Source organism: Stenotrophomonas sp. B1-1 (assembly GCF_010894375.1).
Lineage (GTDB): Bacteria > Pseudomonadota > Gammaproteobacteria > Xanthomonadales > Xanthomonadaceae > Stenotrophomonas.
Genome location: NZ_JAAIUZ010000017.1, coordinates 47,137 through 72,225 on the forward strand (window position 1 = coordinate 47,137; position 25,089 = coordinate 72,225).

Consider the following 25,089-nt stretch of genomic DNA (forward strand, 5'->3'; position numbering starts at 1 on the left):
CCACGGCGCTGGCCCGGGACAGCGTTTGCCACTGCGGCGGAGCGACGCAGGGCTAACGCCGGCCGTGGCAGGGTAAGCGTTCACCAACGCCACGCAGGAGCAGCACATGGGAATCTCGCGACACGCCACCGCGCACTGGGAAGGGGATCTGAAGTCGGGCAAGGGCCAGTTGAGCACCCCGCAGAGTGGGCTGCTGGACAAGACCCGCTACGGTTTCAACAGCCGCTTCGGCGAGGAAAAGGGCACCAATCCGGAAGAGCTGATCGCCGCCGCGCACGCGGGCTGCTTCACCATGGCGCTGTCGGCCAAACTGGGCGAAGCAGGGTTTACACCGACCTCGCTGGACACCGAAGCCAAGGTGGATCTGTCGATGGAAGGCGGCCCGCAGCTTTCGCAGATCCGCCTGAAGGTGAAGGCCGTGGTGCCGGGCATCGATGCGACCCAGTTCCGCGCCATTGCCGATGACGCCAAGCAGAACTGCCCGGTGTCCAAGGCGTTGAGTGCGGTGCCGATCAGCCTGGATGCCGAACTGGGCTGAGGCCGGGTAGCGCCGGGCCATGCCCGGCGCCCCACAGCGATCACCAATCGAGGGTGCCGGCGATCACCGTCTGCACCTGGCCGCCGGACCACACTTCGCCGTCCGCATCGACCCGCAGGGTCAGGCGCGCATCGTGGCCGACCTCGCGGCCCTGGCTGACTTCATACGGTTCGCGGCCGCGCGGCAGCACCCCGCGCAGGTCCAGCCAGGCCGCCAGCACCGCATTCGCCGCGCCCGAAGCGGCATCTTCGAAGCGCCGCCCGTTGCCCACGAAGGCGCGCACGGCCAGATCGTAGCCCTCGTCGCCATCGCTGAAGGCGTAGGCGAACACGCCCATGCTGTCGGTGGATTCGGCCAGGGTGGCGATCGCGTCCCAGTCCGGCTGCAGTGCGCGCAGCTGTGCTTCATCGGCCACTTGGACCACCCACCAGCTGCGGCCGCCCTGCATGCGTGCCGGGGGCAGGGTGCCCAGCGGCCAGCCCTGCAGCGCAGCGGCCAGGCGCGGGTCATCGGCCGTCGCAGTCTCGGCCAGCTGCGCGCGCGGGGTGCGGATGGCGATGCGCTGCTGCGCGCCTTCGCCCATCACCTGCAGCGGCAGCGCGCCGGCAATGCCGTCCTGCACCAGCACGCCGTCCACCGGCGTGGCCAACCCGGCCAGCAGCACCGCATGGGCAGTGCCGACGCTGGGGTGGCCGGCGAACGGGACTTCCTTCTGCGGGCTGAACATGCGCAGGCGGTAGCTGCTGCCGGCCGTTTCGGGCGGGAACACGAAGGTGGTTTCCGGCAGGCGGGTCCAGCGCGCGATGGCCTGCATGGTGGTGTCGTCCAGGCCTTCGGCATCGAGCACCACGGCCAATGGATTGCCGGCACCGGCGCGCGGGGAAAACACATCCAACTGCAGGAAACGGCGTGCGGACATCAGGGGCAACTCCAACGAAATGGGGGATGGTAGCGCGGGGGCCATGCCCCGCGAGCGCGCAGCGCGGTGCGGTGATGCCGCCGGGCATGGCCCGGCGCTACCAGCTGATGTGGCCGTCGATCACGCACTGCACATGGCCGCCGATCCACACCGTGCCCTGGGCATCCACCCGCACATGGACGCGGCCATCGCGGCCGACCTCGCGGCCCTGGCTGGCCACGTAGCTGCCGCTGCCGCCGGGCAGCACGCCGCGCTCGCCCAGCCAGGCGCCGATCAGCGCGTTGGCGCTGCCGGTCACCGGGTCTTCGGGCACGTTCACCGCATCACCGGGGCAGAACGCGCGCACCACCCACTGGTGCTGCGCGGCGTCTTCGGCGGCAAACACCGCCACGCCCGTGGCGTCGGTGGCATTGCTCCAGTCGCGCAGGGCGGCCATGTCCGGCGCCAGCGTGCGTACTGCGGCGGCATCGCGCAGCGGCAGCAGCCACCAGCGCGGGCCGTTGTCCCACAGCTCGGGCGCCTGACCGTCGGCGGCCCGTGCCTGCAGCGCGTCCGGCACCGCGCCGGGGGCGGTCTGCAGGCGGCGGGCCGGCGGGCTGGCCAGTTCGATGTGCGGGGCATCGGCCGCGCCGCTCACCCGCACTGGCAGCAGCCCGGCCGCGCACTGCTGGACCAGCGCGCCGTCGCGCGGGTGCGCCAGGCACCGGGTGACCGCCGCCCAGGCCGCGCCCACGCTGGGATGGCCGGCAAACGGCAGTTCGCTGGCCGGGGTGAAAATGCGGATGTGGTAGTCGGCGCCGGGCGCGCTGGGGGGCAGGAAGAACACCGTCTCCGACAGGTTCAGCCAGGCGGCCAGGGCCTGCATGCGGGCCCCGGACAGGCCCTCGGCGCCCAGCACCACCCCCAGCGGGTTGCCGCGGCCGGGCTGGGCGGCGAAGACATCGAGCTGCAGGTAGCGGAAGGCGGGCATCGGCGGGTCCATTGGGCTTAGAATCGAAGGTTCCGCCCCCGTGGGCGGCTTCCCCACATTACACATAGCCTATCCATGTCAGCTTCCCCCCTTGTCGATCGTTGGATCGTACTGAAGTTCGGCGGCACCTCGGTGTCGCGTCGCCACCGTTGGGACACGATCGGGAAGCTGGCGAAAAAACGCGCGGAAGAAACCGGCTCGCGCGTGCTGGTGGTGGTTTCGGCGCTGTCCGGGGTGACCAATGAACTGACCGCCATTGCCGATGGCGCGGCCGACAGCCGTGACCGCGTGGCAGCGCTGGTCGAACGCCACCTGGGCTTCCTGGATGAACTGGGCCTGGGCCACGACGTGCTGGCCGAGCGCCTGGCCGTGCTGCAGGGTCTGCTGGACGATGCCCGCGCCGCCACCCGTACGCTGGACTGGCAGGCCGAAGTGCTGGGCCAGGGCGAGCTGCTGTCTTCCACCCTGGGCGCGGCCTACCTGCACGCCTCGGGCCTGGACATGGGCTGGATGGATGCCCGCCAGTGGCTGGACGCGATGCCGCCGCAGCCGAACCAGAGCGACTGGTCGCAGCGCCTGTCGGTGAACTGCCAGTGGCGTGCCGACGGCGAATGGGCGCAGCGCTTCCGTGCGCAGCCGACCCGCCTGCTGATCACCCAGGGCTTCATTTCCCGCCATGCCGACGGCGGTACCGCCATCCTCGGCCGCGGTGGTTCGGATACCTCGGCGGCGTACTTCGGTGCGCTGCTGGGCGCCAGCCGCGTGGAAATCTGGACCGACGTGCCGGGCATGTTCAGCGCCAATCCCAAGGACGTGCCCGACGCGCGCCTGCTGACCCGCCTGGACTATTACGAGGCGCAGGAAATCGCCACCACCGGCGCCAAGGTGCTGCACCCGCGCTCGATCAAGCCCTGCCGCGACGCCGGCGTGCCGATGGCCATCCTCGATACCGAGCGCCCGGAACTGCCGGGCACCAGCATCGACGGCACAGCCGCGCCGGTGCCGGGGGTGAAGGCGATCAGCCGCCGCAACGGCATCGTGCTGGTGTCGATGGAAGGCATCGGGATGTGGCAGCAGGTCGGCTTCCTGGCCGATGTGTTCGGCCTGTTCAAGAAGCACGGGCTGTCGGTGGACCTGATCGGTTCGGCCGAAACCAACGTCACCGTGTCGCTGGACCCGTCCGAGAACCTGGTCAACACCGATGTGCTGGCCGCGCTGTCGGCGGACCTGTCGCAGATCTGCAAGGTGAAGGTGATCGTGCCGTGCGCGGCCATCACCCTGGTCGGCCGTGGCATGCGTTCGCTGCTGCACAAGCTGTCGGACGTGTGGGCCACGTTCGGCCGCGAGCGCGTGCACATGATCTCGCAGTCGTCCAACGACCTGAACCTGACCTTCGTGATCGACGAGGCCGATGCCGATGGCCTGCTGCCGATCCTGCATGCCGAGCTGATCGACAGCGGCGCCATGCCGGTGGAAGAAACCGAAGTGTTCGGCCCGCGCTGGCGCGAGATTGCCGGCACCGTGCGCCCGCGCGGCACGCCGTGGTGGCGTGGCCAGCGTGCGCACCTGCTGCAGCTGGCCGACGCCGGCACGCCGCGCTACGTCTACCACCTGCCCACCGTGCGCGCCCGCGCCCGCGCGCTGGCCGCTATCAAGCCGATCGACCAGCGCTACTACGCGATCAAGGCCAACAGCCACCCGGCCATCCTGCAGCTGCTGGAAGCCGAAGGCTTCGGCCTGGAATGCGTATCGCACGGTGAACTGAAGCACGTGTTCCAGCACCTGCCGGAACTGTCGCCCAAGCGCGTGCTGTTCACCCCCAGCTTCTGCCCGCGCAGCGAATACGAAGCCGCGTTCGCCCTGGGCGTGACCGTGACCGTGGACAACGTGGAGGCGCTGCAGCGCTGGCCGGACCTGTTCCGCAACCGCGAACTGTGGCTGCGCGTGGACCTGGGCCGTGGCGAAGGCCACCATGCCAAGGTGCGCACCGGTGGCAAGGAGTCGAAGTTCGGCCTGCCGATTGCCCGCGTGGACGAATTCGTGCGCGCGGCCACCGAGCTGGGCACCCGCGTGGTCGGCCTGCACGCGCACCTGGGCAGCGGCGTGGAAACGGCGCAGCACTGGCGCCTGATGTGCGATGAACTGGCCGGTTTCGCCCGCCGCATCGGCAGCGTGCAGACCATCGATATCGGTGGCGGCCTGCCGATTCCGTACAGCGAAGAAGACGAGCCGTTCGACCTGGACGCCTGGGCCGAAGGCCTGGCCGAAGTGAAGGCGCTGCACCCGGCGTTCCGCCTGGCGATCGAGCCGGGCCGCTACCTGGTGGCCGAATCGGGCGTACTGCTGACCCACGCCACCCAGGTGGTGGAAAAGGACGGCGTGCGCCGCGTCGGCCTGGATGCCGGCATGAACACGCTGATGCGCCCGGCCCTGTACGACGCCTGGCATGACATCGAGAACCTGAGCCGCCAGGGCGGCTATGCCGAGGCGGCATTCGATGTGGTCGGCCCGATCTGCGAATCCAGCGATGTGTTCGGCAAGCGCCGCAAGCTGCCGGTGTCCACCGCGCCGGACGATGTGATGCTGATCGCCGATGCCGGTGCCTACGGCTATGTGATGTCCAACACCTACAACCAGCGGGCGATGCCGCGCGAAGACGTGATCGAGTGATCGCCAGCCTTCGCACCCTGCACCCGCCCACCGACACGACCCGCGCACGCGCGCGGGCCCGTGCCTGACCGCGCTTGAACTGGATCCACCATGACTGCTTTCGATAAACACCAGGTTTCCCGCTTCCGCTTCGTCCGCTGCGAATTCGCCGCGGACACCGGCGTGGCCAAGCTGGTCTACGCTTTCGATGACGGCCCTGAGATGGTGGAAACCATCAGCGTGCCCGGTGCGCCGTTCGTACTGGACGACGCGCGCACCGCCGCCGTGCAGCGCGCACTGCAGCTGCTGCACCTGATCGCCGGCGTCAGTTACTACAAGGCGGGCGTGCCGGAGACGGTCAGCATCGACAGCTATGCGATCGATGCCGATACCGCTGCGCTGGTGGAAACGATCTACCTGAATGGTCTGGGCGAGTTCGCCTACCGCAACGGCCTGAACCTGCGCGGGCGCTTCCGCCTGCCGGTGCAGGGCGAGGCGGTGCAGGCGCCGGCACTGGGCCTGCAGCCGCACGCGCTGGTGGCCATCGGCGGCGGCAAGGATTCGCTGGTCAGCATTGAAGCGCTGCGCCGTGCCGGCGTGGACGAGACGGTGACCTGGATCGGCGGTTCGCAGCTGATCCGCGCCTGTGCCGAACGCACCGGCCTGCCGACCCTGAACCTGGGCCGCGCGCTGGCCCCGGAACTGTTCGAGCTGAACCGCCAGGGCGCGTGGAACGGGCACATTCCGGTCACCGCGGTGAACTCGGCGATCATGGTGCTGGCCGCGCTGCTGCAGGGCGTGGACCAGGTGGTGTTCTCCAACGAACGTTCGGCCAGCTACGGCAGCCAGATTCCCGGCACCGGTGAAGTGAACCACCAGTGGTCCAAGGGCTGGGCCTTCGAGCAGGCCTTCGGCAACCACGTGCAGCAGCAGGTGGCCGCCGATCTGCACTATTACTCGCTGCTGCGGCCGATGTCCGAGCTGGCAGTGGCCCGCCAGTTCGCCAAGACCGATTTCTACGACGCGCATTTCTCCAGCTGCAACCGCAATTTCCACATCCTGGGCGAGCGCCCGGTGAACCGCTGGTGCGGCGTCTGCCCGAAGTGCCATTTCGTGTTCCTGGCGCTGGCCCCGTTCATGCCCAAGACGCGCCTGGTGCGCATCTTCGGCCGCAACCTGCTGGACGATGCCGAGCAGGCCGCTGGCTTCGATGCGCTGCTGGAATTCCAGGACCACAAGCCGTTCGAATGCGTGGGCGAAGGCCGCGAATCGCGTGCGGCGATGGCGACCCTGGCGCAGCGCCCGGAATGGAAGGAAGACGTGCTGGTGAAGCGCTTCTGCAACGAGATCCAGCCGCAGCTGGACGCCGCCGAACTGGAACTGGCGCCGCTGCTGCTGTTGCAGGGCGAGCACCGCATTCCGGCCGCGTTGTGGGAACAGGTGCGTGAAGATTTCGCAGCTTGAAGGAAGGCGCGTCGCGCTGTGGGGCTGGGGACGTGAGGGCCGTGCGGCATTCGCGGTGCTGCGTGCGCGCCTGCCCGCGCTGGCCCTGAGCCTGTTCTGCCCTGCCGCCGAGGCCGAGGCGGCGCGTGCGGAAACGCAGGGGCGGCTGGACGTGCGCGGTGAACCCACCGCCGAGGCGCTGGCCGCGTTCGATGTGGTGATCAAGTCGCCCGGCATCAGCCCGTACCAGCCGATCGCGCTGGCGGCGGCCGCGCAGGGCACGGTCTTCATCGGCGGCACCGCGCTGTGGTTCGCCGAACATGCCGGTGCCGATGGCATCGTGCACGACACCGTGTGCGTGACCGGCACCAAGGGCAAGAGCACCACCACCGCGCTGGTTGCGCACCTGCTGCGTGCCGCCGGCCATCGCACCGGCCTGGTCGGCAACATCGGCCTGCCGCTGCTGGAGGTGCTGGACCCGCAGCCCGCGCCGGACTATTGGGCGGTGGAACTGTCCAGCTACCAGACCGGCGAAGTGGCGCGCAGTGGCGCACGGCCGCAGGTGGCGGTGGTGCTGAACCTGTTCCCCGAACACCTGGACTGGCACGGCAGCGAGCAGCGCTACATTGAAGACAAGCTGCGTCTGGTGACCGAAGCGGCGCCGCGCATCGCCGTGCTCAATGCCGCCGATCCGCATCTGGCCGCGCTGGTGCTGCCTGACAGCGAGGTGGTCTGGTTCAACCAGCCGCAGGGCTGGCACATGCGCGGCGACATCGTGCACCGTGGCGAGCAGGCGGTGTTCGATACCCGCAACACGCCGCTGCCCGGCCGCCACAACCGCGGCAACCTGTGCGCGGTGCTGGCCGCGCTGGAAGCGCTGGGGCTGGATGCGGTGGCGCTGGCACCGGCGGTGCAGGATTTCCGTCCGTTGCCGAACCGCCTGCAGCGCATTGGCGTGGCCGATGGCCTGACCTACATCAACGATTCGATCAGCACCACGCCGCACGCCAGCCTGGCGGCGCTGGAGTGCTTCGCCGGCCAGCGCATCGCGCTGCTGGTGGGCGGGCACGACCGTGGCCTGGACTGGACCGATTTCATGCAACACATGGCGCACGACGTGCCGCCCGTGGAGATCGTGACCATGGGCAGCAACGGCCCGCGCATCCACGCCATGCTGCAGCCGCTGGCCGATGCCGGCCGCTTCGGCCTGCATGCGGCCGGCGACCTGCCCGAGGCCATGGCGCTGGCACGTGCGGCGCTGGGCGCGCAGGGCGGGGTGGTGCTGCTGTCGCCGGGCGCGCCGAGTTTTGGCGCCTATCGGGATTACGTGGCGCGCGGTCGGCACTTCGCCGAACTGGCCGGGTTCAACCCGGACAGCATCAGCGCGATTCCGGGGCTGGGCATCGGATAGGGCAGGCCCAGGGGTCAGATCCCTTTCCGCAGGAAAGGGCTCTGACCCGTATCCACGCCTCCTATCCACGCATGGCGTGGATCTACTCCAGGGGCGCGTTACCATCGGTGCATTCCCGGACGGACCCGGACGCCCGCATGTGCACCTTCATTACCGTGTTCCTGCCCACCACGCTGGCCCACGACATTGCCGCCGCGGTCTTCACCCGCAGCAGCCGGTGCCTGTTCGCGCAGGCGTCGCCCAGCCTGCAGGCGGCGGTCGGCCCCGGCTGGCAGCCCTGGCTGAGTGCCGCGCACTGCGATTGCGGGACGGCGCTGGCCTCGCTGCGGGCCGAGCCGGCGTGGGCAGGCGATGCCGAGCGCTGGCGGAAGAAGGGCTGGAGCGAGGCGAAGATCGCCCGCGCGCTGGCCGAGCAGCTGGCGCGACACGAGCAGGATCAGCAGGTGCGCCGCGAAGAAGCGCTGGCCGATGCCGGGCAGTGGCTGCAGCGCATTGATGCGTTGCTGGGCGCAGGTGCAGCGCGTATTGGCCTGCTGGTGCGCGACTACGATGGTTCGGTGGGTGCCCGGCAGCCGAAGCCGCCGGAACGTCGCTGGTCGCGCGCGCAGCTGGCGGCGGCGGATCTGCTGGCGTTCGAACCGGGAACGTTGCAGTGGATCGAACGCGGGTGAGAGCGCCTGACCCCCATCCACGCATGGCGTGGATCTACTCGATGAAGCTGTAATCGCGATCGATCAAGTCCTGCAGGTAGGCATCGAAGCTGGGGGCGATCACCGCGTAGCTGTCCGGATCGTGCAGGTAGCGCACCACCTGGCCGACGGTGCCGCCGGGGGCGGGATCGAAATCCAGGTACAGCATCGAGGTGCCACCGTTGTTCATGCAGTGCGAGAAGCACAGGCGACGGTTCATCGGCAGATCGCCGTCGATGCCGGCGCCGAGGATGTCCGGCTCGTCGTCCAGCCATTCCTCGTAGATGGAACGGATGCTGTCGTGCCACTGCCGCTGGTCGTCGAAGATCTGTTCGACCGAGCGCAGGAAGTACGGGTAGTCCCCCACGTCCGAGCCCAGCACCAGCACGCAGACCTCGCCACCGGGGTACTCACGGTAGTGCGTGCCATCCACGCGCGACAGCAGCTGCAGCAGGCTGTCGGGCACCTGCGGCCACTGCGTGCGCAGGCGCTGCAGGTCGTCGGCGCTGGCGCCCCGCACGTAGGCCCATTGCGGGGCGTCATCTTCCGGCAGGCGGGCAACAAGGCCGGACAGGAAACGGTCTACCAGGTTCATTCAATTGCAGGGAAGCAGGAACAGGGGGTTATCCAACCACACCTGCGTCACGCCGCCAATGCAGAATGCGCACTGGCAGGCGTGGACGCTGTGCAGCCTGCTTCCCTTCTTTCTGGAGCAGGCGCATGAACAGCTGGCGGTATGGTGTGGCGATGGTGCTGGGGCTGGCGGCGATGCCGGCGTGGGCGGCGATGAAGACCCAACCGGTGGAATGGACGCACCAGGGCACGAGCTTCAGTGGTGTGCTGGTCTACGACGACGGCGACAATGACAAGCGCCCCGGCCTGGTGATGGTGCCCAACTGGAAGGGCGTGAACGCATCGGCGATTGAAAAGGCCAAGCAGTTGGCCGGCGATGACTACGTGGTGCTGGTGGCCGATGTGTACGGCAAGGGCGTGCGGCCGAAGACCGATGCCGAGGCAGGCCCGGTGGCAACCCAGCTGCGCAACGACCGGCCGCTGCTGCGCGCACGCGCGCTGGAAGCGGTGAACGTGCTCAAGGCGCAGGCCGGCAAGACACCGCTGGATGCCAGCCGGATCGGTGCGGTCGGATTCTGTTTCGGTGGCACCACGGTGCTGGAGCTGGCCCGTGCCGGTGCGCCGCTGGCCGCTGTGGTCAGTCTGCACGGCGGCCTGGGCTCACCGCTGCCGGCACAGGCCGGTGGCACGCATCCCTCGGTGCTGGTGCTCAATGGCGCCGACGATACCAGCGTGACGGCCGAGGACATCGGCAGTTTCCAGAAGGAAATGGATGCGGCCAAGGTCGACTGGGAATTCACCAACTACAGCGGCGCGGTGCACTGCTTTGCCGAACGTGATGCCAACAGCCCGCCGGGGTGCCAGTACAACGAACGCGCGGCCAAGCGCGCGTGGAAGGCGCTGGATGAGTTCTTCGAGGAACGGTTCCGGTAATCAAAGGCGTGCCGACCAAGGTCGGCACCTACCGATGCTTCTGTGCCGACCAAGGTCGGCACCTACCGCCGCGTTGGGTGGGTGCCGACCTTGGTCGGCACGCCTTCACCTATCAATGCGAGCGCTGCACCGCGTAGCGGGCCAGGCCGCGCAGGGCGGCCACCGCATCGTTGTCGCCCAGGCCATCCAGCGCGCGCTCGGCGGCTTCGGCGTATTCCTCGGCGCGGCGGCGGCTGTAGTCCAGGCCACCGGTGGCGCGGATCGCGGCCAGCACTTCCGGCATGGCCGAGGCGTCGCCGTCCTGCACGATGCTGCGCAGGCGCTCGCGGGTGGCCGGGTCGGAGTGGGCCATGGCGTGGATCAGCGGCAGGGTGGCCTTGCCCTCGGCCAGGTCGTCGCCCAGGTTCTTGCCCAGTTCCTCGGCATTGGCCGAGTAATCGAGCACGTCATCGGCGATCTGGAAGGCGTAGCCCAGGTGCATGCCGTAGTCGTACAGGGCCTGCTGGGTGGCTTCGTCCTGGCCGCTGGCCAGCGCGCCCAGGCGGGTGCCGGCGGCGAACAGCACCGCGGTCTTGCGCTCGATCACGCGCAGGTAGGCCGCTTCGTCGGTGTCCGGGTTGTGTACGTGCAGCAGCTGCAGCACTTCGCCTTCGGCGATGCGGTTGGTGGTGTCGGCCAGGATCTGCATGACCGGCATGCGGTCCAATTCCACCATCAGCTGGAAGCTGCGCGAGTACAGGAAATCGCCCACCAGCACGCTGGGTGCATTGCCCCACAGGGCGTTGGCGGTGCTGCGGCCACGGCGCAGGCTGGATTCATCCACCACATCGTCGTGCAGCAGGGTGGAGGTGTGGATGAACTCGATGATGGCCGCCAGCTGGTGGTGCTCCGGCCCGGCCTGACCGACCGCGTGGCCGGCCAGCATGACCAGCATCGGGCGCAGGCGCTTGCCGCCGGCGGAAATGATGTGGTCGGCGATCTGGTTGATCAGCACCACGTCCGAGGACAGCCGGCGCCGGATCAGGGCATCGACGGCGGCCATGTCGGCCGCAGCAAGCGACTGGATCTGGGGCAGGCCCAGGGCGGGACGGGTGTCTTCAGTGATGGTCATGCGATCAGGCTTTCAGGCTCCCCCCGATTATAGGCGCTGGCCGTGAATTCGGGCGGAAACCGACCCGACCGGTCTTTTCGCGGGCCGCTGGCCGGCCCTGCGGCGTGAATACGTATGCAGCCAGCGCCATCGCCGGGAGGCCGCCGCTAAGCTTGCCGGAGTTGCTTTTCGGCCCGCTTCCGGCGGGTCCCGCATGCCCGGAGGGGGGCTGTCGATGTCGCACAATCCATGGTGGCGCGGAGCCGTCATCTACCAGATCTACCCGCGCAGTTTCCTCGATGCCAACGGCGACGGGGTAGGCGACCTGCCGGGCATCATCGAGCGTCTGGACTACATTGCCGCGCTGGGCGCGGATGCGATCTGGATCTCGCCGTTCTTCAGATCGCCCATGGCCGATTTCGGCTATGACATCGCCGATTACCGCGATGTGGACCCGCTGTTCGGCAACCTGGACGACTTCGACCGCCTGCTGGCCAAGGCGCACGGCCTGGGCCTGAAGGTGATGATCGACCAGGTGCTGAGCCATACGTCGATCGAGCACGCCTGGTTCCGTGAAAGCCGCCAGGACCGCAGCAACCCGAAGGCGGACTGGTATGTCTGGGCCGACCCTCGCGAGGATGGCACCCCGCCCAACAACTGGCTGTCGCTGTTCGGCGGCGGCGCCTGGCAGTGGGAACCGCGCCGCGAGCAGTACTACCTGCACAACTTCCTGGTCGACCAGCCGGACCTGAACTTCCACAACCCGGCGGTGCAGCAGGCCACGCTGGACAACGTGCGCTTCTGGCTGGACCGCGGCGTGGATGGGTTCCGCCTGGATGCCATCAACTTCTGCTTCCACGACGCGCAGCTGCGCGACAACCCGCCCAAGCCGGCCGACAAGCGGGTGGGCCGTGGCTTCAGCCCGGACAATCCATACGCTTACCAGTACCACTACTACAACAACACCCAGCCGGAAAACCTGCCGTTCCTGGAACAGCTGCGCGCGCTGCTGGACCAGTACCCGGGCGCGGTGAGCCTGGGCGAGATCTCGTCGGAAGATTCGCTGGCCACCACCGCCGAGTACACTCAGGACGGCCGCCTGCACATGGGCTACAGCTTCGAGCTGCTGGTGGACGACTACAGCGTGGCCTACATCCGCGATACGGTCTCGCGCCTGGAAGCGGTAATGACCGAGGGCTGGCCGTGCTGGGCGGTGTCCAACCACGACGTGGAGCGGGCGGTCAGCCGCTGGGGCGGCCACCCGGCCGACCCGCGCCTGGCGCGCATGCTGGTGGCCATGCTGTGCTCGCTGCGCGGTTCGGTCTGCCTGTACCAGGGCGAGGAACTGGGCCTGGCCGAGGCCGAGGTGCCGTTCGAGGATCTGCAGGACCCGTATGGCATCACCTTCTGGCCCAACTTCAAGGGCCGTGATGGCTGCCGCACGCCGCTGCCGTGGACCGATGCCCCGCTGGCCGGCTTCACCACCGGCAAGCCGTGGCTGCCGATTCCGGCCGAGCACCGTGCCGCCGCGGTGGCGGTGCAGCAGGCCGACCCGTACTCGGTGCTGAGTGCCTTCGGCGATTTCCTGGCCTGGCGGCGTACCCAGCCGGCCCTGCTGCATGGCGACATCCAATTCCTGGACAGCGCCGAGCCGGTGCTGCTTTTCCAGCGTATGCTTGCAGATGAAACCCTTCTGCTGGCCTTCAACCTGTCGGCAGCGCCGGTCAGCCATCCGCTGCCGGCCGGCCGTTGGGAACAGGTGGCTGTGCCGGGCCCGGATGCGGGCACGGTGGAAGGCAACGAACTGCGGCTGCCGCCGCGCGCGGTGTATTGCGCCCGACGCAGCTGACCGATTTCTCCGGTGGCGGTACTTGCGGGGACGGGGCCGAAGCGCCCCGTCCCTTTTTTGTGGGTGGCTGTTGGCCGTCACTTTCCAACTATTGGAATGGAATCGGCCGGGGATGGGCGTGGACACTGGTGGCCCCTACATGGTGGACCTCCGATGCGTTCCTTTGCTTCCCTGACCCGAGTGTTGTTGCTGGCAGTGGCGCTTTCCGCTGCATGCCCCCTCTCCGCCACACCCATCGTGATCGTGGGGCCCGCGCTGGAGGATGCCTTTGAGGGGTCTGACGTGGTACCTGGCCTGAAGCAGTTGCTCGGACCGGAGTACCTGGCGTTCCGGCGCAATTTCGATGAGTCGGCGGTGCCGGTGCCGTTGAAGGATGGGGGGCTGCTGCTTGATGGGTGGCGATTGGGATTTCCCTCACATCACGCAGCTGCCGTGGTGGTCTACCCCGATGGCACGCTGCATGCGGCCTACTACAACGCTGAAGATCGAGCGGTGCGGTACTTCTCCACATCGGCTGGACTTCAGCACCGCGCACTGCTGGTCTGGGCAAAGCGATTTGACCTGCCACTGGATCAATCGCCTTCCCCTCACCGTTCTGTGGAAGAGACTCCCAGAGCATCCGTGCTGGCAGTGCCGAGCTTGGAAGAGCAGGCAGCCATGCGATCGGTGGCCGCCGCGATCTGGTCTGCCGAGCTGGCCTCGGGTTGGAACATGAATACCGAAGTGGGGCGCGTTCTCGGTGAGGCCACCAAGCAGATCATGGACTGCTCTGCCGCCTTCAGCCTCGTGCCAAAGCCTGCGGGCTGGGTGCCAGGTTGGGCGTATGTTGCGCAGACATCGGTCCAGATCGTCGCCTATGTCACGGGTGCGTCGGCGCATAGGGTCTACCGATCCTGTGTCATTGTTACCGCCAGTCGCCAGCGCTCGTTCATCGAGTTTGCCTCGGGCGAGTTCTGAGCACGGAGCGACGGCATCATGTGGGAACTGCTGGGCCAGATTGTTTCCGTTGTCCTCAACAATGTGGGCCACGCGCTTGGGCGGTTCAGTGGTCGTGTCTTGCTGGCGCTGATGCTGGCCATTGCGATCAGCTGCGCCTTTCTCATCCCCTGATCTTCTGGCGGGCGCATCCACGCCATGCGTGGATGCATTCAGTAGATCCACGCCATGCGTGGATGCGGTGGCTGGAGCGGTGTCGATGCGCAAAAGAAAACCCGCTGCCTGCGCAGCGGGTTTCCGGTCCTGCTCCCTGTGGTGCTGCCAGGCATGGCCTGGCACTACTGATCCCGCTCGCCGGGCATGGCCCGGCGCTACCGGTGCGTTGCCGGTCGGTCGTCAGAACTTGTAGTTCACGCCCAGCACGTAGGTGCGGCCCCACTCGATGTATTCCAGCGGGCGATCCTTGGTGCCGGCGTAGGTGCGGTACGGCTCGTTGGTCAGGTTGCTTCCCTGCAGCAGCAGGGTCAGGCCACGCAGGGCGCTGCTGTCGCTGAAGGTGTAGCTGACCTGGGCATCGGTCACGTTTTCGCCCACCACGTAACGCAGCGTGCGGTTGCCGTTGAAGTTGCCGATTTCACCGATGAAATCCGAACGGCGGCGCTGGCTCACGCGTGCTTCGAAACCGTTGCGCTCGAAGTAGGCGGTGAAGTTGTACACGCGGTCGGACAGGCCCGGCAGGCTGATCGGATCGGTACCCACGCTGGAGGCGCTTTCCGGGTCCAGGATCTCGATGTCGCTCTTGTTGAAGGTAGCGCTGGCCTGCACGCCGAAGCCGCGCAGGCTGTCGGTCAGCATGTCCAGCGGGAACGATGCGGTCAGTTCCAGGCCCTTCAGCGTGCCGCCCTTGCCGTTCTGCGGCGAGGAGAACGTACCGGTGGTCAGCACCGGCACGGTCATGCCCGGCGGCGGCACGTAGCTGCCCAGCAGGTCGGTGAAGTCGTAGTTGTCCACCGACTGGGTGTACACGTAGCTCTTCAGATCCTTGTAGAAGACGGCAGCGGCCACGTAGGCCTTTTCACCGAAGTACTTCTCGTAGGACAGATCGATGGCGGTGGCGCGCCACGGGTCCAGCAGCGGGTTGCCGCCGCTGCCGCCGGGCTTGCCGGTGGCGGTATCCACGCCGAATTCCAGGCCGGCGCGCATCTGGTCCACGCGCGGGCGGGCGACCTGCTTGGCCACGGCGAAGCGCAGGGTCTGCTCATGCGGGAACATGAAGGCCAGGTTCAAGCTGGGCAGCCAGTCGTTGTAGGTCTTGCCGTTGGAATACGGCTGGATGTTGCTGCCGGCCGGCTGCGAGCTGTCCCAGTAGCGCGAATCCGAACTCTGGTCGGTGTGCTGCATCTGCACGCCGATGTTGCCGCGCACGCCCACCACGCCGATATCGGTGTTGATGTTCAGGCGCGCCCAGGCGGTGGTGATCTTCTCTTCCACCACCCACGACTTGGGAATCAGGTAATCCAGGTTGTCGACCGGATTGAAGGTCATGTAGCGGGCCACGGCGGCCGGCACGTTCCAGGCCGGAATGTTGCCGATGCCGGCAAAGCCCAGGTTCACCGGCGAATACTGCAGGTCCGAGGCGATGTTGGCATCGCCCTGGGCGCCCAGCAGGATGTTGCCTTCGGACTGCGTCTTGGTCTTGCGGCGGTCGGCGTAGTTCACGCCGATGTCCAGGTCCGGTGCCCACGACGCCATCGCTTCGGGCAGGCTGATGGTGGCCGCCAGCTTGCCGCCCTTCAGGCGGTCTTCCACCTGCGGCACCTTGCCGTAGCCGGAACCGTAGATGGTGTTGGTCAGGAACAGCGCATCGGGGTTGGAATAATCCAGGCCCGGCGAGATCTGCGAGAAGCCGTTCGGGTTCACCACCAGGCCGATGGTGTCCAGCTGCGGCATCGGGGTCAGCTGCAGGTTGTTTTCCAGGTTCAGTTCGTCACGGGTGGCCTTGGAGTAGTTCAGGTCGGCCACCAGCTTCACGCTGCCGAAGGTGAACTCGTTGTTCCAGCCAAACGCATCGATCTTGTCCTTGCGCTTGTTGTACATGCCGCGCACCAGCGGGTACACGCCGCTGGCGGTGCCCCCGGTGAAGGTGCCATCGGCATTGACCTGCGGGTTGCTGATCAGCAGGCCCGGGGTGTAACCGCCGTTGTAGTTGCTGAGGTTGACCTCGAACTGGTTGGCGGTGTCGATCTGTTCGGCTTCGGTGTGGAAGGCATCGAAGGTGCTGGTCCAGGCGTTGTTCGGCCGGAACTGGATGGTGGCCATCACGCCGTCGCGCTTGTTGTTGCCGGTACGGCGCAGGGCCTTGATGCCATCGGAGAAGTAGGTGCCAGCGGCCAGACCCGGGCGGTTGCCGTTGGTGGTCTGCTCGGTGGTCCACGGCTCGTACAGGCCCACCTGGTTTTCCTGGATCGGGTTGTCGCTGTGCGCGTAACCGATCGAGATGCCCAGGGTCTTGTCGAAGAACTGGTCGATGTAGCTGGCGCTGAAACGGTTGCCGAATTCATCGACGTTGGCCGCTTCACCCAGCGAGCTCTTCTGCAGGCGGCCGCTGACGGCGATCACGCGCTCGGGGAAGCTGAGCGGGCGCACGGTCTGCATGTCGATGGTGCCCGACAGACCCTGGCCGACCAGGGCCGCGTCCGGGGTCTTGTACACGGTCACGCCGTTCACCAGTTCCGACGGGTACTGGTCGAATTCAACGCTGCGGTTGTCGCCGGTGCTGACCACTTCGCGGCCGTTGAGCAGGGTGGTGGCGAAGTCGGGCGACAGGCCGCGCACGCTGATGACCTGGGCACGGCCGGCCACGCGCTGGGCGGCCAGGCCGGGCAGGCGGCCCAGCGATTCGGCGATGCTGACATCGGGCAGCTTGCCGATGTCTTCGGCGGAAATCGCTTCGACCACCGAAGTGGCGCTCTGCTTCACCGCAATGGCGTTTTCGATGCCGCGGCGGATGCCGGTTACCTGCACGGTGTCCAGGTTGGTGGCGGACGGATCGGTGGCGGTGGCTTCGGTGGACTGCGCCGATGCCAGCGACGGCACCAGTACGACGGCCAGCGCCAGACTCAGCGCGCTGCGCTTGTGGTTCAACATTTTCCCCTCCCAGGCAATGTTGTAGAGCATTTTGTGGTCGTCCCGGCGGGGCCGGAAACGTGCGACGCGGTGGCCGCTGTCGTCGCCGCTATGGTAGGCAGCGCGTTGTTCTGCGGAATCACCCTGCATACGTATTCAATGGCGTTTGCAGCGTTGTAAACGATTCCAGTCTCCGCTCCCGGTAGCGCCGGGCCATGCCCGGCGTTGCAGAAGTGCGGGTGTTCAGTGCACCGGCGTGAAGCGGATCGCCTGGCCGCCGCCCGGTGCCAGCACCAGGGTCAGGGCATCGGCGCTGGTGACTTCACGCGTCTCGCGCTTGAACGCGAACGGGTTGCTGCGGAAGTCCGCACCGTCGCCGTCGCGGTAGATCTCGGCGCGGTAGCGCACGCCCGGCTCCAGGAAACCCAGCGACACCGGCAGCACGCGGCCGTGTTCGTCGGTGATGCTGCCCAGGAACCAGTCGCGGCTGTTGCGGTCGCGGCGCACCAGGGTCACGTAGTCGCCCACCTCGCCATCGAGCACGCGGCTCTGTTCCCAGTCCACCGCCACGTCTTCGATGAAGCGGAACGCCTCGCGGTGCTGCAGGTAATGCTCGGGCAGGTCGGCGGCCATCTGGATCGGGCTGTACAGCACCACGTACAGCGCCAGCTGGCGGGCCAGCGTGCTGGGAATGGCCTGGCCGTGGCGGCCCTTCAGGCTGAGGATGCCGGGGGTGTAATCCATCGGCCCGGACAGCATGCGGGTGAACACCAGGTTCACTTCATGCTCGGGTGGGTTCGGCGGCTGCCCCCAGGCGTTGTATTCCATGCCGCGCGCGCCCTCGCGCGAGATCCAGTTGGGGTAGGTGCGGCGCAGGCCGGTGTCCTTGATCGGCTCGTGCGGGTTCACCGACAGGTGCCGCTGTGCGGCCTCCTGCACCACCTTCAGGTGGTGGCGGGCCATGAACTGGCCGTCATGCCACTCGCGCCACAGTGGGCCGCCGGCCGGGTTGCGGCGGTCCACCTGGCCGTCATCGCAGACGTAGCCGGTCTTGAACTGGTCCACGCCCAGGCGCGCATACAGGTCCAGCGCGGCCTCCAGCTGCTCTTCGTAGTGTTCGATGGCACAGCCGGTTTCGTGGTGGCCGATCAGGTGCACGCCTTTCTTCAGACCGTAGGCCGACAGCGCTTCGATATCGAAATCGGCGGTGGCGCGGGTGAAATCGAAGTCATAGCCATTGCCCACCCACATGCCGTCCCAGCCAGGGTTCCAGCCTTCCACCAGCACACCGCGGAAGCCGTGCGCGGCGGCGAAGTCGATCACCTTCTTCGTCTTGGCGGTGGTGGCCGCATGCTTCGGGCCGGTGGCCCAGCTTTCGTTGTCCAGGTGCATCGACCACCACACGCCCAGATACTTGGCCGGCTTCACCCAGCTCACATCACCCAGCGCATTGGGTTCGTTGAGGTTGAGGATCAGGTCCGACTCGACCAGTCCGCCGGCGCGGTCGGCAATCTGCAGCGTGCGCCACGGGGTGCTGAAGGGCAGGGCGCGGCGCACCTTCCAGCCTTCGGCCGAAGGCGAAAGCTCGGCGCGCAAACGCTGGCCTTCGGTGCGGCGCAGCCACATGCCGGCGTAGTCCACCAGCGCGGCCTCGTGGATGGCCACGTGCACGCCATCCACGCTGCGCAGGGTCATCGGCGTGTGTACCAGCGGCACCTCGCGCAGCGGCGTGCGCTGGTACAGGTACTCGTAGTGGATCGGCTCGCCGGCCGGAATCCACCACGCAGTCGAATCGGGCGCGATGGCGAATTCGGTCAGTTCGTCATCGATGATCGCCTCGCGCAGGTTGGGCTGTTCGGGGAACGCATAGCGGAAGCCCAGGCCATCGTCGTAGACGCGGAACACCACGTCCACGCGGCGCTTGCTGCCGGTGCTTTCGGCCAGCTGCACGGTCAGTTCATTGAAGTGGTTGCGGGTGACGCGACGCTCGCCCCAGGGCTGTTCCCAGGTCTCGTCCACGCTGCGCCGCTGTTCGCCCAGCTGGACGAAATCACGGTCCAGGCGGCCGTCGCGCAGCACGAAGCCCAGCTTGGAATCGTCCACCACGGGCGCGCCCAGGCGTTCCACCCGGTAGCGCGCGGTACCGCCATCGAGCACCAGGCTGACCGCCAGCACCTTGCCCGGCGATTCCACCCGGGTAACCTGCGGCGCGGCTTGGGCCACCACCGCCAGACCCAGCAGGGCCATGCCGAACACCGGCGCGAACATCGCGCGGACTGCAACAGAAAAAGCCGGCATTTCCCCTCCCAAGGCGCCATTGGCAGACCCGGACCATAAGCCAGCACGGCGCCCGGTCTTCACGCGATGGCCATGAATACGTATGCAACTGGACGCAGGCCACGGCGCCGCGTCTACCATGGGGCAAGGCACCTTGAGGGAGGGGCCGCGCCCGCGCACCGGTTACGGTGGCGCGGACCCACAACGGTGCAGAGAGGGAGGGAGGTCGACGGGCGCAAGCCGGTCTGCCGCTTCGATGCTGAAGATCATTTGCCTGACGGCTGCCCTGGGGGCAGCGCTGGGAACGACCGCGCACGCGGCCGACCTGGAATTCAACGGCCGCCACGCGCGTGCCGAAACCGCTGCCAAGGGCAGCTTCGTGCTGCACGCGCCCAAGGGCGAGGTGCGCATTGCCGCCGCGCCCATGCGCAGCCAGACCGGCAGCGTGATGTTCGATGCGCTGTTCGCCCTGGCCCAGCAGGAAATGGACCAGGACCGCGTGGACGCGATCCGCGATCCGGCCTTCGATGAAGGCCGCCCGGTGCCCTGCGACTGCTTCCAGACCGGCGCGCGCTGGCCGTACGTGTGGACCCGCGATGTCAGCTTCGCTGCCGACCTGGCGCTGGCGAAACTGGACCCGCAGCGCACCCGGCAGTCGCTGCAGTTCAAGCTGTCGGCCGCGCGCGATGGCCATACCCCCGGCCTGTTCGTGGCCCAGGATACCGGCTCGGGCGGCAGTTGGCCGATCAGCAGCGACCGCGTGGTGTGGTTCCTGGCCGCGCGCCATCTGCTGGATGATGCGGCCTTCGCCGACCAGGTCTGGCAGGCGCTGCAGGGCACGTTGGCGCAGGACCGGGCGATGGTGTTCGACCCGCAGATGGGCCTGTACCGCGGCGAGACTTCGTTCCTGGATTGGCGCGAGCAGACCTACCCGGACTGGACGCGCGAGAACGTGCGCTTCATCGGCGATTCCTACGCGCTGTCCACCAACGTGCTGCATTACCAGGCCCTGCGCCTGGGCCAGCAGATGGCCGCGCAGCTGGGCGACGAGCGCGCCGAGCAGTACAAGGCCTGGGCCGATGCGCTGGCGCTGCAGATCGATGCACGCTTCTGGCGCCAGGACATGGGCCAGTACATGAGCTACATCGGCGAAGCAGCGCACCCGGTGCCGTACGCCAAGGTGGACCTGCTGGGCCTGTCGCTGGGCATCCTGGCCGACGTGCTGCCCGCCGAGCGCGCACAGCGTGCGCTGGCCGTTTACCCGATGGGGCCGGCCGGCAGCCCGGTGGTGTGGCCGCAGGAAGCGCAGCAGCCGATCTACCACAACCGCGCCATCTGGCCGTTCGTCAGCGCCTATTCGCTGCGCGCCGCGCGCAAGCTGGACGACGCGCCGCGCATCGCCGCCGAGATCCGCTCGCTGATGCAGGGCGCGGCGCTGGCCGGTTCCAACATGGAAAACTATGAACTGGTCAGCCAGGCCGTGCATGTGGACGAAGGCGCGCTGAGCGGGCCGGTGGTCAATTCCGAGCGCCAGCTGTGGTCGGTGGCCGGCTACCTGGCCATGGTCACCGAAGGGGTGTTCGGCGTGCAGGATGATGGCAGCGTGCAGCCCAAGCTGCCGGCCAGCCTGGTGCCCGAACTGTTCGGCAAGCAGCGCCGCATCAGCCTGGACGCCAACGGCAAGCGCTACGTGCTGGAGCGGCCGAAGCAGGTGGGTGATGGCCTGCTGGTGGCCGGCAAGGTGAAGACGCGCGGCACCACCACCACGGTGCAGCTGGTGGCCGCGCCGTCGCGCGCGTTGCCGGCGAGCACCGCCGATGCCAATGCGCGCGCGCCGGCAACCCCGGCCGCACCGCAGGCGCGGCGCAGCGGCAAGGGCTGGACCGTGCCGGTGGCCGAAGGCCAGGTGCTGTGGCAGGACGGCCGCGCGGTGACGGCGATCAGCAAGGGCGTGGCACGCGTGGGCGATGACGGCCTGCAGCACTGCCTGAGCCTGACCCGCCGCGAGGGCGCGCTGGAATCGCTGCACAGCCCGATGCTGTGTGTGGGCCCGCAGCAGGTGCTGCGCGGCGCGCGCCAGTGGCAGTTCACGGCCGCCAAGGCCGGGCCGGTGCGGCTGCGGCTGCAGTACAACAACCCCAATGGCCCGATCAACACCGGGGTGACCGCCGCGGTGAAGCAGCTGGCGGTGCAGTGCGCCGGCCAGCGCGCGCAGCGCCTGACGGTGACGCTGCCGCACAGCGTGGCTGCGCAGGATTCCACCGCCGCAACCTTCAGCGTGCCCAAGGGACGATGCACGGTGAAGCTGGAAGAGGGCTTCAACATGAGCGCGCTGCAGCACTTCGCGCACTACACCGGCGGCAAGGGTGGGCGCGATGGCGTGCTCAACCAGGCCCAGGTGCAGGCGCTGAAGGTGGCGCCGGTGGCCGCAGTCGAGGGCAGCCGATGAGCCGTCCTGCCAAACCGCAGTTGTCGTTCTGGCAGATCTGGAACATGTGTTTCGGCTTCCTCGGCATCCAGTTTGGTTTTGCCCTGCAGAACGCCAACGCCAGCCGCATCTTCGAAACGCTGGGTGCGGACATGGAGTCGGTGCCGGGGCTGTGGATCGCCGCGCCGCTGACCGGTCTGCTGGTGCAGCCGGTGATCGGCTACCTGTCTGACCGCACGTGGACGCGCTGGGGGCGACGCCGGCCGTTCTTTATGATCGGCGCGGTGCTGACCACGCTGGCGCTGCTGGTGATGCCCAATTCGCCCACGCTGTGGATCGCTGCCGGCACGCTGTGGGTGCTCGATGCCTCCATCAACGTATCGATGGAACCGTTCCGCGCGTTCGTGGGCGACCAGTTGGCCCCGCGCCAGCGGCCCACCGGCTACGCCATGCAGAGCTTCTTCATCGGCGTGGGCGCGATCGTAGCCAGCTTCCTGCCGTTCATCCTGGCCCACTTCGGCGTGGCCAACACGGCCGCCGCCGGCGAAGTGCCGGACACCGTGCGCTATGCGTTCTACTTCGGCGCAGTGGTGCTGCTGGCGGCGATCACCTGGACCGTGGTCAGTACGCGTGAGTATTCGCCCGCCGAGCTGGCTGGTTTCGATGACGCCGAACCTCCGGCACATCACGCCGCTGCCGCAGTGAACGGGCCCGCGCCGTGGTCGCAGGTGGCGCTGTGGCTGGGCGTGGGCCTGCTGCTGGCGGTGCTGATCGCCTGGCGCCAGGGCGACAAGATGCTGTACGTGCTGGCCGGCCTGTGCGCGGGCTACGGCCTGTTGCTGGCGGTGGCCCGCTCGCTGCCGGGCACCCACATGCTGGCGGCGATCGTCGACGATCTGCGCGCGATGCCCATCACCATGCGGCGCCTGGCCTGGGTGCAGTTCTTCTCGTGGTTCGCCTTGTTTGCCATGTGGATCTACACCACGGCCGCGGTGGCCGGCACCCACTTCGGTTCCACCGATCCGCAGTCGGCCGCCTACAACGAAGGTGCCAACTGGGTGGGCGTGCTGTTCGGCGCGTACAACGGCTTTGCCGCGCTGGCCGCGCTGGTCATTCCGTTGATGGTGCGTGCCGTGGGCCTGCGCTGGAGCCACCTGGTGAATCTGTGGCTGGGCGGCGCCGGCCTGATCTCGCTGATGTTCATCCGCGATCCGCACTGGCTGCTGCTGTCGATGGTGGGCGTGGGTTTTGCCTGGGCGTCGATCCTGTCGCTGCCGTATGCACTGCTGTCTGACAGCGTGCCGGCCAGGAAGATGGGCGTGTACATGGGCATCTTCAATTTCTTCATTGTGATCCCGCAGTTGGTCGCGGCCAGTGCGCTGGGCTTTGCCCTGCGCGCATGGCTGGGCGGCCAGCCGATGCACGTGCTGGTGCTGGGCGGCTGCAGCCTGCTGCTGGCCGGTGTGTGCGTGCTGCGGGTTCCGTCGCGTTCGGAGGTGGTGTGATGCGTGCTGTGTTGCCTGTTGCTGTCTGTGTAGCCCTGTTTGCCGGCCAGGCCGTGGCCGCGCCGCGCCCGGCGTATGTCGGCACCACCGAGCCGTTCGCCAGCGATGCGGTGTACTTCGTGGTGACCGATCGCTTCGTCAACGGCGATCCATCCAACGACCACCGCGACCAGGGCGGCAAGCACCGCACGTTCGATATTCCCGTACCGTGCCCGGACAAGGTGGATGGCAACATCGGCTACCTGGGCGGCGACTTCCGCGGCGTGCTGGACAACGTGCAGTACATCCGCAACCTGGGCTTCGGCGCGGTGTGGATTACCCCCATCGTCGACAACCCCGACGAAGCTTTCACCGGCAGCAAGGCGATCAGCTGCACCAGCACGCTGACCGACCGCGGCAAGACCGGCTACCACGGCTACTGGGGCATCAACTTCTACAAGCTCGACGAGCACCTGCCCAGCAAGGATCTGGATTTCGCCGGCCTGAACAAGGGCCTGCACGATGCCGGCCTGAAGGTGGTGCTGGACATCGTCGGCAACCATGGTTCGCCGGCATGGACCATGCCGAAGCGGCAGCCGCAGTTCGGCCAGATCTTCGACAAGGATGGGAAGCTGGTTGCCGACCACCAGAACCTGCCGCCGCAGAAGCTGGACCCGCAGCACAACCCGCTGCACGCCTTCTACAACAACATCGGCCCGGTGGACAGCAAGGACGGTTCGATCTTCGACGGCAACCTGGCCGAGCTGTCCGACTTCAACCAGAACAATCCGGCGGTGATGGACTATCTGGTGGGGGCGTACCTGCAGTGGACCGCGCAGGGCGTGGATGCGCTGCGCATTGACACCATCGGCTGGCTGCCGCATCCGTGGTGGCATGAATTCGTCAGCCGCATCCGGGCGCAGCACCCGGGCATGTTCATGTTCGGCGAAGCTTTTGACTACAACGCGGCCAGCATTGCCGAGCACACCTGGCCGGCCAATGCCAATGTCAGCGTGCTGGATTTCCCGCTGCGCGGCGCGATGGAGCAGACCTTCGGCACCGCTGGCAAGGGCTTTGAAACGCTGGCCGAACCGCTGCACCTGAGCGGTGGGCCGTATGCCAACCCGTACGAGCTGATGAGCTTCTACGACAACCACGACATGCCGCGCCTGCAGGCCAGCGACGATGGCTTCATCGACGCGCACAACTGGCTGTTCACCGCACGCGGCATTCCGGTGGTCTATTACGGTTCGGAAACCGGCTTCATGCGCGGCCGCGCGGAACATGCGGGCAACCGCGCCTACTTCGGCCAGCCGCGCGTGGACGCCGCGCCGCAGAGCCCGATCTTCGCGCCGCTGCAGCGCATCGCCAAGCTGCGCGAAGCCACCCCGGCCCTACAGCGCGGCTTGCAGGTGAACGAGCGCCTGCAGGGTGATGAAGCGGTGTTCCTGCGCGTGCTGCAGCACGGCGATGTGGCGCAGACGGCGCTGGTGCTGCTGAACAAGGGCGATGCGGCGAAGACCTTCAGCGTGGAGCGCTACCTGCAGGCCGGCACCTGGCGCGATGCGCTGGGCGGTGGCGAAGTGAAGGTGAAAGGCCGCCTGCAGACCGAGGTGCCCGCGCACGGGGTGAAGGTGTATGTGCTGGATGCGCAGGTGAAGCAGCCGGCGCTGCAGGCCGAACTGGACAAGGCCATGGCCGACCAGCAGGCGCGGGACCAGCGGCTGGGGCGCTGAGGGCGCCGCCGGGCATGGCCCGGCGCTACCGCTCTGGG

At 67.7% G+C, this 25,089-nt stretch carries 18 protein-coding genes; 12 read left to right on the plus strand and 6 right to left on the minus strand.

Features of this window, described 5'->3' with window-relative positions:
- The first annotated feature begins 106 nt into the window (after positions 1-106).
- On the plus strand, positions 107-538 hold the full coding sequence (locus G4G00_RS13490; RefSeq protein WP_108748849.1) for an OsmC family protein: 432 nt from the start codon (positions 107-109) through the stop codon (positions 536-538).
- Between the two features lie 40 nt (positions 539-578).
- Here the strand turns inward: G4G00_RS13490 and G4G00_RS13495 are convergent, their stop codons facing one another.
- Positions 579-1,457 (minus strand): PhzF family phenazine biosynthesis protein, encoded by an 879-nt coding sequence (locus tag G4G00_RS13495; protein WP_108752409.1) that lies wholly within the window; start codon positions 1,455-1,457, stop codon positions 579-581.
- A gap of 97 nt (positions 1,458-1,554) precedes the next feature.
- The gene (locus G4G00_RS13500; protein ID WP_108752410.1) at positions 1,555-2,427 is read right to left on the minus strand and encodes a PhzF family phenazine biosynthesis protein; all 873 of its coding nucleotides are present in this window, start codon (positions 2,425-2,427) and stop codon (positions 1,555-1,557) included.
- A gap of 75 nt (positions 2,428-2,502) precedes the next feature.
- On the opposite strand from G4G00_RS13500, the gene G4G00_RS13505 reads away from it, so the two are divergent.
- The 4 genes from G4G00_RS13505 (at position 2,503) to G4G00_RS13520 (ending at position 8,601) form a co-directional block, all read left to right on the plus strand.
- On the plus strand, positions 2,503-5,097 hold the full coding sequence (locus G4G00_RS13505; RefSeq protein ID WP_164274283.1) for a bifunctional aspartate kinase/diaminopimelate decarboxylase: 2,595 nt from the start codon (positions 2,503-2,505) through the stop codon (positions 5,095-5,097).
- 90 nt (positions 5,098-5,187) lie between these two features.
- The gene (gene murL, locus G4G00_RS13510) at positions 5,188-6,540 is read left to right on the plus strand and encodes a UDP-N-acetyl-alpha-D-muramoyl-L-alanyl-L-glutamate epimerase (protein ID WP_108752412.1); all 1,353 of its coding nucleotides are present in this window, start codon (positions 5,188-5,190) and stop codon (positions 6,538-6,540) included.
- Positions 6,521-7,930: a UDP-N-acetylmuramoyl-L-alanine--D-glutamate ligase gene (gene murD / locus G4G00_RS13515; protein ID WP_108752413.1), complete on the plus strand. Its 1,410-nt coding sequence runs from the start codon at positions 6,521-6,523 to the stop codon at positions 7,928-7,930. Before murL ends, murD begins: the two co-directional genes overlap by 20 nt.
- A gap of 137 nt (positions 7,931-8,067) precedes the next feature.
- Entirely contained in the window at positions 8,068-8,601 is a 534-nt protein-coding gene (locus tag G4G00_RS13520; protein ID WP_164274286.1) for a hypothetical protein, read from the plus strand.
- A gap of 34 nt (positions 8,602-8,635) precedes the next feature.
- Here the strand turns inward: G4G00_RS13520 and G4G00_RS13525 are convergent, their stop codons facing one another.
- Positions 8,636-9,214, minus strand: coding sequence for an SMI1/KNR4 family protein (locus G4G00_RS13525; protein ID WP_108752415.1), 579 nt, complete (start codon positions 9,212-9,214; stop codon positions 8,636-8,638).
- Between the two features lie 125 nt (positions 9,215-9,339).
- On the opposite strand from G4G00_RS13525, the gene G4G00_RS13530 reads away from it, so the two are divergent.
- Positions 9,340-10,125 carry a dienelactone hydrolase family protein gene (locus G4G00_RS13530; RefSeq protein ID WP_164274289.1) on the plus strand — a complete coding sequence of 262 codons (786 nt, stop codon included), beginning with the start codon at positions 9,340-9,342 and terminating at the stop codon, positions 10,123-10,125.
- 112 nt (positions 10,126-10,237) lie between these two features.
- Here the strand turns inward: G4G00_RS13530 and G4G00_RS13535 are convergent, their stop codons facing one another.
- Complete coding sequence (locus G4G00_RS13535) at positions 10,238-11,236, minus strand: polyprenyl synthetase family protein (protein ID WP_108752417.1); 999 nt, start codon at positions 11,234-11,236, stop codon at positions 10,238-10,240.
- A gap of 214 nt (positions 11,237-11,450) precedes the next feature.
- Between G4G00_RS13535 and G4G00_RS13540 the strand changes: the two genes are divergently transcribed.
- From G4G00_RS13540 to G4G00_RS22110, 3 genes are all read left to right on the plus strand, one after another.
- Positions 11,451-13,064, plus strand: coding sequence for an alpha-glucosidase (locus tag G4G00_RS13540; protein WP_164274292.1), 1,614 nt, complete (start codon positions 11,451-11,453; stop codon positions 13,062-13,064).
- Positions 13,065-13,217: 153 nt separating this feature from the next.
- Entirely contained in the window at positions 13,218-14,021 is an 804-nt protein-coding gene (locus G4G00_RS22020; RefSeq protein ID WP_234414660.1) for a hypothetical protein, read from the plus strand.
- A gap of 18 nt (positions 14,022-14,039) precedes the next feature.
- Positions 14,040-14,174 carry a hypothetical protein gene (locus tag G4G00_RS22110; protein WP_267896393.1) on the plus strand — a complete coding sequence of 45 codons (135 nt, stop codon included), beginning with the start codon at positions 14,040-14,042 and terminating at the stop codon, positions 14,172-14,174.
- A gap of 222 nt (positions 14,175-14,396) precedes the next feature.
- Here G4G00_RS22110 and G4G00_RS13550 read toward each other — a convergent pair whose 3' ends face one another.
- Together G4G00_RS13550 and G4G00_RS13555 are read right to left on the minus strand one after the other, a co-directional pair.
- Positions 14,397-17,147 (minus strand): TonB-dependent receptor, encoded by a 2,751-nt coding sequence (locus tag G4G00_RS13550; RefSeq protein WP_164274295.1) that lies wholly within the window; start codon positions 17,145-17,147, stop codon positions 14,397-14,399.
- Positions 17,148-17,369: 222 nt separating this feature from the next.
- Positions 17,370-19,424, minus strand: a complete 2,055-nt coding sequence (locus G4G00_RS13555) for a glycoside hydrolase family 97 protein (protein ID WP_164274298.1) — start codon at positions 19,422-19,424, stop codon at positions 17,370-17,372.
- A gap of 235 nt (positions 19,425-19,659) precedes the next feature.
- Here G4G00_RS13555 and G4G00_RS13560 point away from each other — a divergent pair, with 235 nt between their 5' ends.
- From G4G00_RS13560 to G4G00_RS13570, 3 genes are read left to right on the plus strand one after another with little or no spacing between them, the layout of a single operon-like run.
- A complete protein-coding gene (locus tag G4G00_RS13560; protein ID WP_164274301.1) occupies positions 19,660-21,852 on the plus strand; it encodes a Six-hairpin glycosidase-like protein in 2,193 nt (730 codons plus the stop codon).
- Positions 21,849-23,336, plus strand: a complete 1,488-nt coding sequence (locus G4G00_RS13565; RefSeq protein ID WP_164274304.1) for an MFS transporter — start codon at positions 21,849-21,851, stop codon at positions 23,334-23,336. Before G4G00_RS13560 ends, G4G00_RS13565 begins: the two co-directional genes overlap by 4 nt.
- Positions 23,336-25,051, plus strand: coding sequence for an alpha-amylase family glycosyl hydrolase (locus tag G4G00_RS13570; RefSeq protein ID WP_164274307.1), 1,716 nt, complete (start codon positions 23,336-23,338; stop codon positions 25,049-25,051). Before G4G00_RS13565 ends, G4G00_RS13570 begins: the two co-directional genes overlap by 1 nt.
- Positions 25,052-25,089 lie beyond the last annotated feature (38 nt).

Bases quoted from the DNA above. Each gene is read 5' to 3' on its own strand.
- G4G00_RS13490 (WP_108748849.1), top strand. From the start codon at position 107: ATGGGAATCTCGCGACACGCCACCGCGCACTGGGAAGGGGATCTGAAG.
- G4G00_RS13495 (WP_108752409.1), bottom strand. From the start codon at position 1,457: ATGTCCGCACGCCGTTTCCTGCAGTTGGATGTGTTTTCCCCGCGCGCC.
- G4G00_RS13500 (WP_108752410.1), bottom strand. From the start codon at position 2,427: ATGCCCGCCTTCCGCTACCTGCAGCTCGATGTCTTCGCCGCCCAGCCC.
- G4G00_RS13505 (WP_164274283.1), top strand. From the start codon at position 2,503: ATGTCAGCTTCCCCCCTTGTCGATCGTTGGATCGTACTGAAGTTCGGC.
- murL (WP_108752412.1), top strand. From the start codon at position 5,188: ATGACTGCTTTCGATAAACACCAGGTTTCCCGCTTCCGCTTCGTCCGC.
- G4G00_RS13520 (WP_164274286.1), top strand. From the start codon at position 8,068: ATGTGCACCTTCATTACCGTGTTCCTGCCCACCACGCTGGCCCACGAC.
- G4G00_RS13525 (WP_108752415.1), bottom strand. From the start codon at position 9,214: ATGAACCTGGTAGACCGTTTCCTGTCCGGCCTTGTTGCCCGCCTGCCG.
- G4G00_RS13530 (WP_164274289.1), top strand. From the start codon at position 9,340: ATGAACAGCTGGCGGTATGGTGTGGCGATGGTGCTGGGGCTGGCGGCG.
- G4G00_RS13535 (WP_108752417.1), bottom strand. From the start codon at position 11,236: ATGACCATCACTGAAGACACCCGTCCCGCCCTGGGCCTGCCCCAGATC.
- G4G00_RS13540 (WP_164274292.1), top strand. From the start codon at position 11,451: ATGTCGCACAATCCATGGTGGCGCGGAGCCGTCATCTACCAGATCTAC.
- G4G00_RS22020 (WP_234414660.1), top strand. From the start codon at position 13,218: ATGCGTTCCTTTGCTTCCCTGACCCGAGTGTTGTTGCTGGCAGTGGCG.
- G4G00_RS22110 (WP_267896393.1), top strand. From the start codon at position 14,040: ATGTGGGAACTGCTGGGCCAGATTGTTTCCGTTGTCCTCAACAATGTG.
- G4G00_RS13550 (WP_164274295.1), bottom strand. From the start codon at position 17,147: ATGTTGAACCACAAGCGCAGCGCGCTGAGTCTGGCGCTGGCCGTCGTA.
- G4G00_RS13555 (WP_164274298.1), bottom strand. From the start codon at position 19,424: ATGCCGGCTTTTTCTGTTGCAGTCCGCGCGATGTTCGCGCCGGTGTTC.
- G4G00_RS13560 (WP_164274301.1), top strand. From the start codon at position 19,660: ATGCTGAAGATCATTTGCCTGACGGCTGCCCTGGGGGCAGCGCTGGGA.
- G4G00_RS13565 (WP_164274304.1), top strand. From the start codon at position 21,849: ATGAGCCGTCCTGCCAAACCGCAGTTGTCGTTCTGGCAGATCTGGAAC.
- G4G00_RS13570 (WP_164274307.1), top strand. From the start codon at position 23,336: ATGCGTGCTGTGTTGCCTGTTGCTGTCTGTGTAGCCCTGTTTGCCGGC.